Below are 11,723 nucleotides of genomic sequence, written 5' to 3'. Positions count from 1 at the left end.
GGCAAAGAAAATCCTCCCAAGAATCAATTTCTTGACCCTTGGATTTGATAACAAGAAAATACGAAAGTGTCAACAATTTCGTAACAAAATGCGCAACCATATCCCTCGAAGGACGAGGGACTCCGACGCACCACCTTTCCATCGCCCTTTCAGCCACGCCCAAACAAAAAGGCGCCCGCAGGCGCCTCTTCTGGTGCCGCGGTTGCGGCGTTCAGCGGTTCAGGAAATTGCTGCTGAAGTTCTGCGAGTCGCGGGTTTCCTCCAGCTCCACGCCGTCCAGGCCCTGCGACAGGGTATGCGCGTCGCCGCCCTGCGCCAGCTTGATGCGCAGGCGCACCTCGTTGGAGCTGTCGGCGTAACGCAGCGCGTCCTCGTAGCTGATCTCGCCGGCGTGGTACAGCTCGACCAGGCTCTGGTCGAAGGTCTTCATGCCGAGCAGGGTGGATTCCTTCATCACTTCCTTCAGCTTGTGGATCTCGCCCTGGCGGATGTAGTCCTGCACCAGTGGCGTGCCCAGCAGGATCTCCACCGCCACCCGGCGCGCCTTGCCGTCCGGGGTGGGGATCAGCATCTGCGCCACGATGCCCTTCAGGTTCAGCGACAGGTCCATCAGCAACTGCTGGCGACGGTCTTCCGGGAAGAAATGCAGGATGCGGTCCATCGCCTGGTTCGCGTTGTTCGCGTGCAGCGTGCACAGCACCAGATGGCCGGTTTCGGCGAACGCGATCGCGTGGTCCATGCCTTCGCGCGTGCGCACCTCGCCGATCATGATCACGTCCGGCGCCTGGCGCAGGGTGTTCTTCAGCGCGTTGTCCCAGCTGTCGGTGTCGATGCCGACCTCGCGCTGGGTGATGATGCAGCCTTCGTGCTTGTGCACGTACTCGATCGGATCCTCGATCGTGATGATGTGACCGGTGGAATTGGCGTTGCGGTAGCCGATCATCGCGGCCAGCGAGGTCGACTTGCCCGAACCGGTGGCACCGACGAAAACGATGATGCCGCGCTTGGTCATCGCCAGCTGCTTGAGCACTGGCGGCAGCGTCAGCTCCTCGATCGTGGGGATCTTCGACTCGATCCGGCGCAGCACCATGCCGACGCAATTGCGCTGGTAGAAGCACGACACGCGGAAGCGGCCCACGCCTTGCGCGGAGATGGCGAACTGGCACTCGTGGGTCTTCTCGAACTCCTCGCGCTGGCCTGGCGTCATCACGTTGAGCACCATGTCGCGCGCCTGCTGGATGCTGAGCGGGCTCTGCGTGATCGGCACGATCCGGCCCTGCACCTTCATCGACGGCGCCACGCCGGCGGTAATGAACAGGTCGGACGCCTTCTTGTGCACCATCAGTTTCAGGAAAGAGGTGAAATCGAAGTCGCTCATGGCTTTAGCCCCCGGGAATTGGGAATGGGGAACAGGGAGTGGGAAGCAAGGCACGCCGCGAACCGGCGGCAGGATCCGGGAAATTCATGCAGGAGCGCTGCTGCGCGCTTTTCAACGATTCCCGATTCCCGATTCCCCGCTTCACTTGAAGCTATCCTTGTTCTTGGCGTAGCTGGAAGCCTCCTGCCGGGTTACCAGGCCACGCTTGACCAGGTCCTGCAGGCACTGGTCAAGCGTCTGCATGCCGAACTGCTGCCCGGTCTGGATCGACGAATACATCTGCGCCACCTTGTCCTCGCGGATCAGGTTGCGGATGGCCGGGATGCCGACCATGATCTCGTGCGCCGCAACGCGCCCGCCGCCCACCTTCTTCAGCAGCGACTGCGAGATCACCGCGCGCAGCGACTCGGACAGCATCGAGCGCACCATCGGCTTCTCGCCGGCGGGGAACACGTCGATGATGCGGTCGATGGTCTTCGCCGCCGAGCTGGTGTGCACGGTGGCGAAGACCAGGTGGCCGGTTTCCGCGGCGGTCAGCGCCAGGCGGATGGTCTCCAGGTCGCGCAACTCGCCGACCAGGATGAAGTCCGGGTCCTCGCGCAACGCCGAGCGCAGCGCCTCGTTGAAGCCGTGCGTGTCGCGGTGCACCTCGCGCTGGTTGACCAGGCACTTCTGCGAGGTGTGCACGAACTCGATCGGGTCCTCGATCGTGAGCATGTGGCCGTATTCGCTCTTGTTGATGTGGTCGACCATCGCCGCCAGCGTGGTCGACTTGCCCGAGCCGGTCGGCCCGGTCACCAGGATCAGGCCCTGCGGCTGCTCGATCAGTTCCTTGAACACGCGCGGCGCGCCGAGGTCCTCCAGGGTCAGCACCTCGGAGGGAATGGTGCGGAACACCGCGCCGGCGCCACGGTTCTGGGTGAATGCGTTGACGCGGAAACGTGCCAGGCCGGGGATCTCGAACGAGAAGTCGGTCTCGAGGAACTCCTCGTAGTCGCGCCGCTGCTTGTCCGACATGATGTCGTAGACCAGCGAGTGCACCTGCTTGTGCTCGAGCGCGGGAATGTTGATGCGGCGCACGTCGCCGTCAACACGGATCATCGGGGGCAGACCGGCAGAGAGGTGCAGGTCCGAGGCCTTGTTCTTCACCGAGAAAGCAAGCAGTTCGGCAATATCCATCTATCGTTTCCCTCAATCCGATCGTCTGGATGGCGTGAATTCGCGCACCACACCGGGGTTTCGATGGCATCCGCGGGCCTGGTATGCCGCAGCGCATGGCGCAGGCGCCAGCGAACCACCTGGACGAACGGCCCGAATCCCCCCGTAGCCGCGCCGATACTACTCGCGCGAGCGGTCGTGCGACCAGTCTTGACCGGGGCGATGACGGAAACTGTCGACCCGGTTTGCAGAGCGGGTCGTGAAAACATCATCCGGCGACCTGCCGAAGCGCACCCACTGGCAAAAACCCTCACCGAGACGCCGGCTCCGGTAAGGTAAGCGGCCTGGACGGACGAGGAGCCCCTGCATGACACGACTAGCCTTCATCGGCGGCGGCAACATGGCGCGCAGCCTGATCGGTGGCCTGCTGAAAACCGGTGTGGCGCCGGCCACCCTCAGCGTGGCCGAGCCGCTGGCCGAGGCACGCCAGGCGCTGGGCCGCGAATTCGGCATCGCCTGCTACGCCGAAAACCGGCTGGCCGTGGCAGAGGCCGAGGTCATCCTGCTGGCGGTGAAGCCGCAGGTGATGCCGGCGATCCACGCCGACCTGCGCGACATCCTGCAGCGCAATCGGCCGCTGCTGATCTCGATCGCCGCCGGCGTGCGCCTGAACCAGCTGGAGCGCTGGTTCGGCAGCGGTCTGCCGATCGTGCGCTGCATGCCGAACACGCCCGCGCTGATCGGCGCCGGCGCCACCGGCCTGTGCGCGAACAGCCGGGTCAGCCCCGCGCAGAAGGCGCAGGCGCAGCACATTCTCGATGCCGCCGGGATCACCCGCTGGATCGACGACGAGACACTGATGGATACGGTCACCGCGCTGTCCGGCTCCGGCCCGGCCTACTTCTTCGCCCTGGTCGAAGCTCTTGAAGCCGCCGCGGTGGCGCAGGGTCTGCCGCGCGACACCGCCCGCGCACTTGCCGCGCAGACCTGTTTCGGCGCAGGCCGCATGCTGGTCGAAGGCGGCGAGGATCCGGCGGTGTTGCGCCGGCGCGTCACCTCGCCCAACGGCACCACCCAGGCCGCGCTGGAGAGCTTCGGCGCCGACAGCCTGCCGCACATCGTCGCCCGCGCCGTCGCCGCCGCCACCCGACGTGGCGCGGAACTCGCCGCCGAACTGGACAAACTGCCGTGAGCTACCTGCTGAATGCGCTGTCCATGCTGATCGACCTGGCGTTCGACACGGTGGTCACCCTGCTGCTGCTGCGCGTGGCTGCCGAGGCCTGCCGCGCCGATTTCCACAACCCGCTGAGCCAGTTCGTCTACCGCACCACCAACCCGGTGCTGGCGCCGATCCGCCGTGTGCTGCCGAACTGGCGCCGGATCAACCTGGCCGCCCTGCTGCTGGCATGGCTGGCGATGCTGCTCAAGCGCCTGCTGCTGTTCGCCCTGCTCGGCGCGATGCCGCACCCGCTCGGCCTGATCGTGCTGGCGCTGGCCGAGCTGCTCGACTTCGTGCTGCTGTTCTACCTGGTGCTGATCTTCGGCTGGTCGCTGCTGAGCATGTTCGCGGTGGACCGCCGCCACCCGCTGCTGCAGCTCGCCGGCAGCATCGTCGCCCCACTGCTGCGCCCGCTGCACGGCAGGCTGATCGTCGGCCAGATGGACTTCGCGCCGATGGCGGTGATGATCGCGCTGCTGCTTGCCCGCTTGCTGGTGGCGGCGCCGTTGCTGGATCTGGGGGCGCGGTTGGCGCTCGGCGTCTGAGTTATCTCGTGTAGAGAACGCTTGATTCATCCGCGAGGCGAGGTCTTTGGAGCAAAAGCTTTCGTCCTCCTTCGGAGGGCGAGTCACTTTTCTCTGGGTGGCCAGAGAAAAGTAACCAAAAGAGAGGCCACCCCGATGGCGCGCCCTGCGGGCATCCTGCCCTCCGGGTGCGCGGGTGGGCTGCGGGGTTTGTCGACAGGGCATCCTGCCCTGACGACAAACTGGCCGGCATCCGTGCCGGCCACCCTGCGGGCTTTCCTTCGCCCACCCGCCGCGCCATAGGGGCCCCGGGTAGAGCAGCGCGCATCCTGCGCGCACTCCTCAGAAGAGCCAGATCAAGAACAGGAGCAGGAGCAGGAGCAGGAGCGAAGCCACGGCAAAGCGATGCTTTGCCGCGGCTTCTGCTCTTCAGCTTCATCACCGAGTGCGGGCCAGGATGGCCCGCTGCTTTACCCGGGGCCCCTGTGCGGCGGTGAGACGGGGTCGACAGGCCGCGCAGCGGGCATCGACAGGGATGTCGATGCCTTTTCGCACGGGCAGGATGCCCGTTCGAAAAGCCCGGCCCCGGCTCACGGACTTGCCGCCCATGGATGGGCGGCAAGCGCCAAGCGGGGTGGCCTTTCTCTTTGGTTACTTTCTCTTTGGCCACTCAAAGAGAAAGTAACTCGGGCGCCGCAGGCGCACGAAAGCTCTTGCCTCTGAATTCCCAGCAGAGCAAAAGCATCGCGACAGAAATCGTTCCCACGACAGCTGAAAAAGCTCAGCGCAGCGCCCACTCCACGATGATCCGATGGATCTCGTCCAGCCCGTCGAACAACGCCGCCGGCCCCGGCTGCAGGATGATCGGTGACTTGATCTCGTGCAGCTCACCATCGCGCACTGCCGGAATCGCGGCCCAGCCGGGCCGGGCCGCCACCTTCTCCGGGCAGAACCGCTTGCCGCACCAGGAGCCGAGGATGATGTCCGGCGCGCGCCGCACCACTTCATCGCCGTTGGGCAGGATGCGCTGCTTCGCCAGCGGCTCGCGCGCGAGTTCGGGGAAGCAGTCGTCGCCGCCTGCGATGCCTATGATCTCGGCGACCCAGCGGATGCCGGTGATGATCGGCTCGTCCCATTCCTCGAAGTACACCTTGGGCCGCCGCGGCAACTGCGCGGCGGCGGCACGCACCGCCGCGAGGTGCTGCTCCGCGCGCTGCGCATACGCCTCGGCCTGCTCGTGCGCGCCGACCATCGCGCCGAGCCGGCGGACGTAGGCGAGGATGCCGTCGACGCTGCGGTGGTTGCTGATCCACACCTCGACGCCGGCCTTGACCAGCTCGCGCGCGATGTCGGCCTGGATGTCGGAGAAGCCGATCGCCAGGTCCGGTTCCAGCTTCAGGATTTCGCCGATCTTCGCGCTGGTAAAAGCGGAGACCTTCGGCTTCTCCCTGCGCGCGCGCGGCGGCCGCACGGTGAAGCCGGAGATGCCGACGATGCGCCGCTCCTCGCCGAGCGCGTACAGCACTTCGGTCGGCTCCTCGGTGAGGCAGACGATGCGTTGCGGGAAATGGTCAGGCCGGGCGGAGGACGGCCGGTCGCGATCGGTCACCCGTTCAACTCCCCAGCACGGTCACCACCACCTTGCGCTGATGCGCGTCGAGGCGGTGTTCCCACAGATAGATGCCCTGCCAGGCGCCCAGCATCGGCTTGCCCCCATGCACCGGCACGGTGAGGCTGACCCCGGTGAGGATCGAACGGACGTGCGCCGGCATGTCGTCCGGGCCTTCCGCGTCGTGCTGGAAGATCGCGTCGCCGTCCGGCACGGCACGGGCGAACCAGCGTTCGAGATCGTTGCGCACGGCGGGGTCCGCATTCTCGCTGATCAGCAGCGAGCAACTGGTGTGCGCGGTGAACACCTGCGCGATACCGGTCTGCACGTGGCTGGCCGCCACCGCGTCGCCGACCTGCGTGGTGATCTCGCTGAAACCGCGCCCGCGCGTGTGCACGGTGAAGCCGCCCTGCGCCACATGCTCCGCGGGCAGCGCCCTGGTCACGGGTAGAGCAACCGGCTGGTCCAGGTCTGGCCGTGCCGGTCCCAGCGCACGCGCTCGTGCAGGCGATACTCGGCGCCATACCAGAATTCGACCATGTCCGGCTCGACCACGTAGCCACCCCAATGCGGCGGCCGGGCCACCTCGCGGCCCTCGAACTGCTGCTCGTAGCGCGCCACGCGCTGCTCGAAGGTGGTGCGGTCCGGCAGGGTCTGCGACTGCAGCGAGGCCCAGGCGCCGATCTGGCTCGGGCGCGGGCGGCTGGCGAAGTAGGCATCCGACTCTTCCACCAGCAGCTTGCGCGCCACGCCCTCGGCGCGCACCTGCACGCCCTCGCGCAGCTGCTTCCAGTGGAAGCACAACGCCACCTGCGGATGCGCCTCGAGCTGGCCGCCCTTGTCGCTCTCGTAATTGGTGTAGAAGCGGAAACCACGCTCATCGGCTTCCTTCAGCAGCACGATGCGCGAGGCGACCCGGCCGGAACCGTCCACCGTGGCCAGGTTCATCGCCGTTGGCTCGCGGTCACCGCTGGCCCTGGCCTCGTCCAGCAGCTTGAGGAAAGTATCGAGGATCTCGGATTTGAGCATGGTGTCTGAAACTTTCCTTTTGCATCGCGGCTGACACGCGCGATCATGGTGCGGATGAATCTGCCCAATGATAGTGCAATGCACCACCGATCCAGTACCGCCAAGGCGCGGACGACGACGCCATCTTCCACCATCACGCGTGAAGGCGGCCGTGACGCCCCGGTTTGCGGGATACTCCCCCGCCACGGTCTGCCGATGGCCGACGCCCCTTCCGGAACCATGGTGTCTTGCGGATGACGTCCCATGCCGACATGCAGAACGAGGCCCTCGCCGGCCACCTGCTCGACCAGTACGCCGGGCGCATCGCCCGTTCGCGCCGCCCCTACATCCTCGGCCTGTCCGGCCTGCAGGGCAGCGGCAAGAGCACCCTGGCGCGAGTGATGAAGGCCGCGGCCGAGACCCGCGGCTGGCCCACCGAAGTGCTTTCGCTGGACGACTTCTACTACGCCCGCAGCGACCGCGAGGCGCTGGCCCGCGACGTGCATCCGCTGCTGCGCAGCCGCGGCGTGCCCGGCACCCACGAGATCGAGCTGCTGATGTCGGTGCTGGCCGCGTTGCCGCAGGCTTCCGACAAGCTGCCGGTGTCGCATCCGCGCTTCGACAAGGGCCGCGACACCCGCCTCCCGCCGTCGCGCTGGCCACGCACCACGCGGCCGCCAAAGCTGGTGATCGTGGAGGGCTGGGCGCTGGGCATCCGCCCGCAGCTGCAATCCGCGCTGACGCGGCCGATCAACGAGCTGGAGCGCGCCGAGGACCCCGACGGCAGCTGGCGACACTGGGTCAACAAGCAGTTGCGCGGTTACCAGCCGCTGTGGCGCAAATTCGATGCGCTGATCGTGCTGCAGGCGCCGGGCTGGGAGATCGTGCGCCGCTGGCGTGGCGAGCAGGAACAGGAGCTGCAGGCCCGGCACGCGCCACTGGTGATGGACGAAGCCGCGCTGCAGCGCTTCCTGGCGCACTTCGAGCGGCTCAGCCGGCATGCGCTGGCCACCCTGCCGGCGCTGGCCGATACCGTGGTGGAATACGACGAAGAACGCCACGTGACCGGGCTCAGCCACGGTTGAACCGGGAGCCGGGAAGCATCGCGCTGCCCCAACCCGGATCCCGACACGGGCCGCTCAATCGACCACGAAGTTGACCTTCATGTTGACGCGCCACTCGGCGACCGTGCCGTCGTCCTTCGTCAGCACCTTGATCTCGTTGACCCAGGCGCCCTTGATGTTCTTCACCGACTCGGCCGCCTTCTTCAGGCCGTGCTTCACGGCATCCTCCATGCCCTTGCTGGACGAGGCGTTGATTTCGATGACCTTGGCTACCGACATGGCGTCAATCTCCCGTGGAATCGTGCGTGCGGCACGCTGCGCTCCCCCGCCTGAAGCCCAAGTCTGGTCCGTGGCAGCCGCCCCGGACAAGCCGCACTGCAAAATCACCTCACGTTGACGTTTCCACCTGCACCGCCGTGCCATAGGCCAGCACTTCGGTAACGCCCTGGGCCACCTCGTTCGCGTCGTAGCGCATCGCCACCACGCCATTCGCGCCCATCGCGGCGGCATGCTGCAGCATCAGCTCGAACGCCTCCTCGCGCGCCTTCTCGCACAGCTCGGTGTAGATCGAGATGTTGCCGCCGACGATGGTCTGCAGCGCCGCGCCGAGATTGCCGACCACGCTGCGCGAACGCACCGTGATGCCGCGCACGATGCCGAACGAGCGCACGATGCGACAGCCGGGGATGTCGTTGCCGGTGCTCACCTGGTGATGCGGAATGGTGCGGGCCATGGCGGTTCTCCGTGAGGGGCGATTCAGTTGTCGAGCAGGGCGGCGTAGCTCTCGCGCGCATCGGGCCACTGCGGTGCCCAGCCGCTGGCGCGCAAGCGGGCATTGCTGAGCCGCTTGCTGCCCACGCCGGCTGGCGCGGCGCCTTCCGCCGGCAGCGGCGCGTCGACCAGTCCGGCGAGAAAATCGTACAACTCGTCGAGCGGCATCGGCGTGTCGTCGACGCCGAGGTACAGCGGCTGCGGCGACTTCAGCCCCAGCAGGTGCACGACCGCCGCGGCGGCGTCGTCGACGTGGATACGGTTGGCCCAGTGCGGCGCCTCGCGGGGCACCCGCAGCTGCCCCGCGCGCAGGCGCTCGACCAGCTGCAGCCGCCCCGGTCCGTACAGCCCGGCCAGCCGCAGCACGGTCGACGGCAACGGTTGCTGCGCCAGCCACTGCTCGGCCTCGAGCAGCACGGCGCCATTGAAGCCCGGCGGATCGGCAGGAGTGTCCTCATCGACCCAGTCGCCATCGTGCTCGCCGTATACGGCACTGGAGGAGACGAACAGCAGCCGCGCCAGCGTGCGGGTATCCAGCGCGTCGAGCAGGTGGCGCAGGCCATCGACGAAGATCGCGCGGTACGCCGCCTTGTCGCGCGTCGCCGGCGCCGGCAGGTAAGCCAGCCGGGTGATGCCCGCCGGCAGCGCGTGCAGGCTGGCCGGATCGGTCAGGTCGCCGCGCAGCCAGTGGATGCCATGGCTGCCGCGCGCCGGTGGCTGGCGCCGCAGTGCCCACACCTCGTCGCCGCGCGCGCGCAGGCGCTGCGCCACGCGTTCGCCCAGGTCGCCGCATCCGGCCAGCAGGATACGTTCGCTCACGACTGCCCTCCCGTTGCTCTGCCCGGGCCGATCCGCCCTGATAGCATTTGCCCATGAACCCATCGCCCAACCTGTTCCTCATCGGCCCCACCGGCGCCGGCAAGACCTCGATCGGGCGGCGACTTGCCGCACATTATGGCTTGAGCTTCGTCGATCTCGACCAGGAGATCGAACACCATTGCGGGGTGGATGTGAACACGGTGTTCGCGATCGAGGGCGAGGCCGGTTTCCGTCAGCGCGAAAGCGCGCTGCTGGAGGAATGCAGTCGTCGTCCCGGCGTACTGCTGGCCACCGGCGCCGGGGCGGTGCTGGCCGAGCCCAACCGCCGGCACCTGGCCGGCCGCGGCTACGTGGTGTGGCTGCAGACTACCATCGAGCAGCAACTGGAACGACTGGAGCGCGACCACCAACGTCCGCTGCTGGCGGGAGCCGACCGCCATGAGCGACTGCAGGCGATGGCGCAGGTACGGGAACCGCTCTACCGCGAACTCGCCGACCTCGCGGTGCCCAGCGAACACGGCAGCGTCGTCGCCGCCAGCGAGCGGTGCATCGCGCTGATCGACCATCATTGGCAGCGCCCCGACGCATGACCCAGGCAGACCGCATGAACGACCCCGCATTCCAGACGATCACCATTGCCCTCGGCCCACGCAGCTATCCGGTCTGGATCGGCGCCGGCCTGCTCGGCGAGCAGGCACGCTGGCGCGCCATGCTGCGCGGCCGCCACGCGCTGGTGGTCAGCAACACCACGGTGGCACCGCTGTACCTGCCGCGCATCGAGGCGGGCCTGGACGGGCTGCACTGGTCGACGTTCCTGCTCGACGATGGCGAGGCGCACAAGAGCTTCGCCAACGTGGGCCGCGCGCTGGAAGCGCTGGGCGAACTCGGCGCCACCCGCGACGCCTGCGTGATCGCGCTGGGCGGCGGCGTGGTCGGCGACCTGGCCGGCTTCAGCGCGGCGTGCTGGATGCGCGGCATCGACTTCATCCAGATGCCGACCACCCTGCTGGCGATGGTCGACTCCTCGGTCGGCGGCAAGACCGGCGTCAACCTGCCGGTCGGCAAGAACCTCGCCGGCGCGTTCCACCAGCCGCGCGCGGTGGTTGCCGACATCGACACCCTGGCCACCCTGCCCGGGCGCGAATTCCGCGCCGGCCTGGCCGAGGTGGTCAAGGGCGCCGCGATCGGCGACGAACCGTTCTTCGCCTGGCTGGAGCGGCACGCCGACGCGCTGGCCGCACGCGAGCCCGCCACGGTGCAGCAGGCGATCGCGCGCAAGGTGGCCTACAAGGCGGGCGTGGTCGCCCGCGACGAGACCGAACAGGGCGAACGCGCCCTGCTCAACCTCGGCCACACCTTCGGCCACGCGCTGGAAACCGCCGGCCACTACACCACCCTGCTGCATGGCGAGGGCGTGGCGATCGGCATGCTGCTGGCCGCCCGGCTGTCCGAGCGGCTGGGCATGGGCGATGCGGCCGCCACCACCCGCCTGCAGCGCCTGCTGGAAACCCTCGGCCTGCCGGTGGCGATCCCCTCCGGGATGGACCCGCAGCAGTTGCTGGCGCTGATGCGGCTGGACAAGAAGAACACCGCCGGCACGCTGCGGCTGATCCTGTGGCGCGGCATCGGCCGCGCGGAAATAGTCGCCGGCGTGAACGAGGCCGACGTGCTGGCCGTGCTGACCGAAGCCACCTCGGCGCCGTAGGGCGGGCACCGCCCGCCGCACTTGCCGGAACATGGCGGCGAATCGAAACCCGGCGGACAGTGTCCGCCCTACAAAAGCTGTTCATAGCGCGCACCGCCGTGGCGTGTGACGACGTGCCCAGCCCGTGCAACGGGTGCAACCGCGCAAATCCTATAAACTGTGGCGTCCGGCTACGCGCCTGTTCGTGCGGCACCCCTGGAACCCATGCGCCTCTACCTGCAAACCGTGCCCGGCGCCGCCGAAGCACCCCGCTACGTCCAGATCACGCTGGAGCAGGACCTGCTCGGCGGCTGGACGCTGTACCGCGAATCCGGCATCCAGGGCAGCCGCGCCACCATGAAGCGCGAACAGTTCCTGGAGCGCGACGAGGCGGTCGCCGCCTTCGAGAAAGCCCGCGATGCCCAGCTCAAGCGCGGCTTCCGCCTGATGTTTGCCCAGGGGCTGGAAGGCCCGTACGGACGCTGATCG

Annotated in this window: 14 protein-coding genes; 6 read left to right on the top strand and 8 right to left on the bottom strand. The window is 67.7% G+C overall.

Annotation, left to right across the window (positions count from 1 at the left end; translation table 11 throughout):
- Window positions 1-211: 211 nt before the first annotated feature.
- On the bottom strand, window positions 212-1,378 hold the full coding sequence (locus AC1Q5A_RS04630; protein ID WP_492698787.1) for a PilT/PilU family type 4a pilus ATPase: 1,167 nt from the start codon (window positions 1,376-1,378) through the stop codon (window positions 212-214).
- A 141-nt stretch (window positions 1,379-1,519) separates the two neighbouring features.
- Window positions 1,520-2,557 carry a type IV pilus twitching motility protein PilT gene (locus AC1Q5A_RS04625; protein WP_492698785.1) on the bottom strand — a complete coding sequence of 346 codons (1,038 nt, stop codon included), beginning with the start codon at window positions 2,555-2,557 and terminating at the stop codon, window positions 1,520-1,522.
- A 346-nt stretch (window positions 2,558-2,903) separates the two neighbouring features.
- Here AC1Q5A_RS04625 and proC point away from each other — a divergent pair, with 346 nt between their 5' ends.
- Window positions 2,904-3,728 (top strand): pyrroline-5-carboxylate reductase, encoded by an 825-nt coding sequence (gene proC / locus AC1Q5A_RS04620; RefSeq protein WP_492698783.1) that lies wholly within the window; start codon window positions 2,904-2,906, stop codon window positions 3,726-3,728.
- Window positions 3,725-4,300 (top strand): YggT family protein, encoded by a 576-nt coding sequence (locus AC1Q5A_RS04615; protein ID WP_492698781.1) that lies wholly within the window; start codon window positions 3,725-3,727, stop codon window positions 4,298-4,300. Before proC ends, AC1Q5A_RS04615 begins: the two co-directional genes overlap by 4 nt.
- Window positions 4,301-5,060: 760 nt before the next feature.
- Here the strand turns inward: AC1Q5A_RS04615 and AC1Q5A_RS04610 are convergent.
- Genes AC1Q5A_RS04610 through pdxH form a run of 3 tightly spaced genes read right to left on the bottom strand, consistent with a single transcriptional unit; the run spans window position 5,061 to window position 6,917 of the window.
- Window positions 5,061-5,888, bottom strand: a complete 828-nt coding sequence (locus AC1Q5A_RS04610; RefSeq protein WP_492698779.1) for an ABC transporter substrate-binding protein — start codon at window positions 5,886-5,888, stop codon at window positions 5,061-5,063.
- Window positions 5,889-5,892: 4 nt separating this feature from the next.
- Window positions 5,893-6,333, bottom strand: a complete 441-nt coding sequence (locus AC1Q5A_RS04605; RefSeq protein WP_492698775.1) for a secondary thiamine-phosphate synthase enzyme YjbQ — start codon at window positions 6,331-6,333, stop codon at window positions 5,893-5,895.
- Window positions 6,330-6,917: a pyridoxamine 5'-phosphate oxidase gene (gene pdxH, locus AC1Q5A_RS04600; protein WP_492698772.1), complete on the bottom strand. Its 588-nt coding sequence runs from the start codon at window positions 6,915-6,917 to the stop codon at window positions 6,330-6,332. The genes AC1Q5A_RS04605 and pdxH overlap by 4 nt, the downstream gene beginning before the upstream one ends.
- Before the next feature lie 233 nt (window positions 6,918-7,150).
- Here pdxH and AC1Q5A_RS04595 point away from each other — a divergent pair, with 233 nt between their 5' ends.
- Entirely contained in the window at window positions 7,151-7,981 is an 831-nt protein-coding gene (locus AC1Q5A_RS04595) for a kinase (protein ID WP_492698769.1), read from the top strand.
- Between the two features lie 54 nt (window positions 7,982-8,035).
- On the opposite strand, the gene AC1Q5A_RS04590 is transcribed toward AC1Q5A_RS04595, so the two are convergent.
- The 3 genes from AC1Q5A_RS04590 to AC1Q5A_RS04580 form a co-directional block, all read right to left on the bottom strand.
- Entirely contained in the window at window positions 8,036-8,239 is a 204-nt protein-coding gene (locus AC1Q5A_RS04590; protein WP_492698766.1) for a dodecin family protein, read from the bottom strand.
- A gap of 109 nt (window positions 8,240-8,348) precedes the next feature.
- A complete protein-coding gene (locus AC1Q5A_RS04585) occupies window positions 8,349-8,693 on the bottom strand; it encodes a YbjQ family protein (protein WP_492698764.1) in 345 nt (114 codons plus the stop codon).
- 23 nt (window positions 8,694-8,716) lie between these two features.
- Complete coding sequence (locus AC1Q5A_RS04580) at window positions 8,717-9,550, bottom strand: NAD-dependent epimerase/dehydratase family protein (RefSeq protein ID WP_492698762.1); 834 nt, start codon at window positions 9,548-9,550, stop codon at window positions 8,717-8,719.
- 53 nt (window positions 9,551-9,603) lie between these two features.
- Between AC1Q5A_RS04580 and AC1Q5A_RS04575 the strand changes: the two genes are divergently transcribed.
- The 3 genes from AC1Q5A_RS04575 to AC1Q5A_RS04565 all read left to right on the top strand — a co-directional run bounded on the left by AC1Q5A_RS04575 (window position 9,604) and on the right by AC1Q5A_RS04565 (window position 11,720).
- On the top strand, window positions 9,604-10,140 hold the full coding sequence (locus AC1Q5A_RS04575) for a shikimate kinase (protein ID WP_492698760.1): 537 nt from the start codon (window positions 9,604-9,606) through the stop codon (window positions 10,138-10,140).
- Between the two features lie 14 nt (window positions 10,141-10,154).
- Window positions 10,155-11,255, top strand: a complete 1,101-nt coding sequence (aroB, locus tag AC1Q5A_RS04570; protein WP_492698758.1) for a 3-dehydroquinate synthase — start codon at window positions 10,155-10,157, stop codon at window positions 11,253-11,255.
- A gap of 204 nt (window positions 11,256-11,459) precedes the next feature.
- Entirely contained in the window at window positions 11,460-11,720 is a 261-nt protein-coding gene (locus AC1Q5A_RS04565) for a WGR domain-containing protein (protein ID WP_492698756.1), read from the top strand.
- The last annotated feature ends 3 nt before the right edge of the window (window positions 11,721-11,723 follow it).

The sequence above is a fragment of the Rhodanobacter sp. GW835-FHT13D09 genome, assembly GCF_058793995.1.
This window is presented reverse-complemented; position numbering and strand designations above follow the sequence as displayed.

What these genes read in the sequence shown, in the direction of transcription:
- AC1Q5A_RS04630 (WP_492698787.1), bottom strand. Translation starts at nt 1,378, where the DNA reads ATGAGCGACTTCGATTTCACCTCTTTCCTGAAACTGATGGTGCACAAG.
- AC1Q5A_RS04625 (WP_492698785.1), bottom strand. Translation starts at nt 2,557, where the DNA reads ATGGATATTGCCGAACTGCTTGCTTTCTCGGTGAAGAACAAGGCCTCG.
- proC (WP_492698783.1), top strand. Translation starts at nt 2,904, where the DNA reads ATGACACGACTAGCCTTCATCGGCGGCGGCAACATGGCGCGCAGCCTG.
- pdxH (WP_492698772.1), bottom strand. Translation starts at nt 6,917, where the DNA reads ATGCTCAAATCCGAGATCCTCGATACTTTCCTCAAGCTGCTGGACGAG.
- AC1Q5A_RS04595 (WP_492698769.1), top strand. Translation starts at nt 7,151, where the DNA reads ATGACGTCCCATGCCGACATGCAGAACGAGGCCCTCGCCGGCCACCTG.
- AC1Q5A_RS04590 (WP_492698766.1), bottom strand. Translation starts at nt 8,239, where the DNA reads ATGTCGGTAGCCAAGGTCATCGAAATCAACGCCTCGTCCAGCAAGGGC.
- AC1Q5A_RS04585 (WP_492698764.1), bottom strand. Translation starts at nt 8,693, where the DNA reads ATGGCCCGCACCATTCCGCATCACCAGGTGAGCACCGGCAACGACATC.
- AC1Q5A_RS04575 (WP_492698760.1), top strand. Translation starts at nt 9,604, where the DNA reads ATGAACCCATCGCCCAACCTGTTCCTCATCGGCCCCACCGGCGCCGGC.
- aroB (WP_492698758.1), top strand. Translation starts at nt 10,155, where the DNA reads ATGAACGACCCCGCATTCCAGACGATCACCATTGCCCTCGGCCCACGC.
- AC1Q5A_RS04565 (WP_492698756.1), top strand. Translation starts at nt 11,460, where the DNA reads ATGCGCCTCTACCTGCAAACCGTGCCCGGCGCCGCCGAAGCACCCCGC.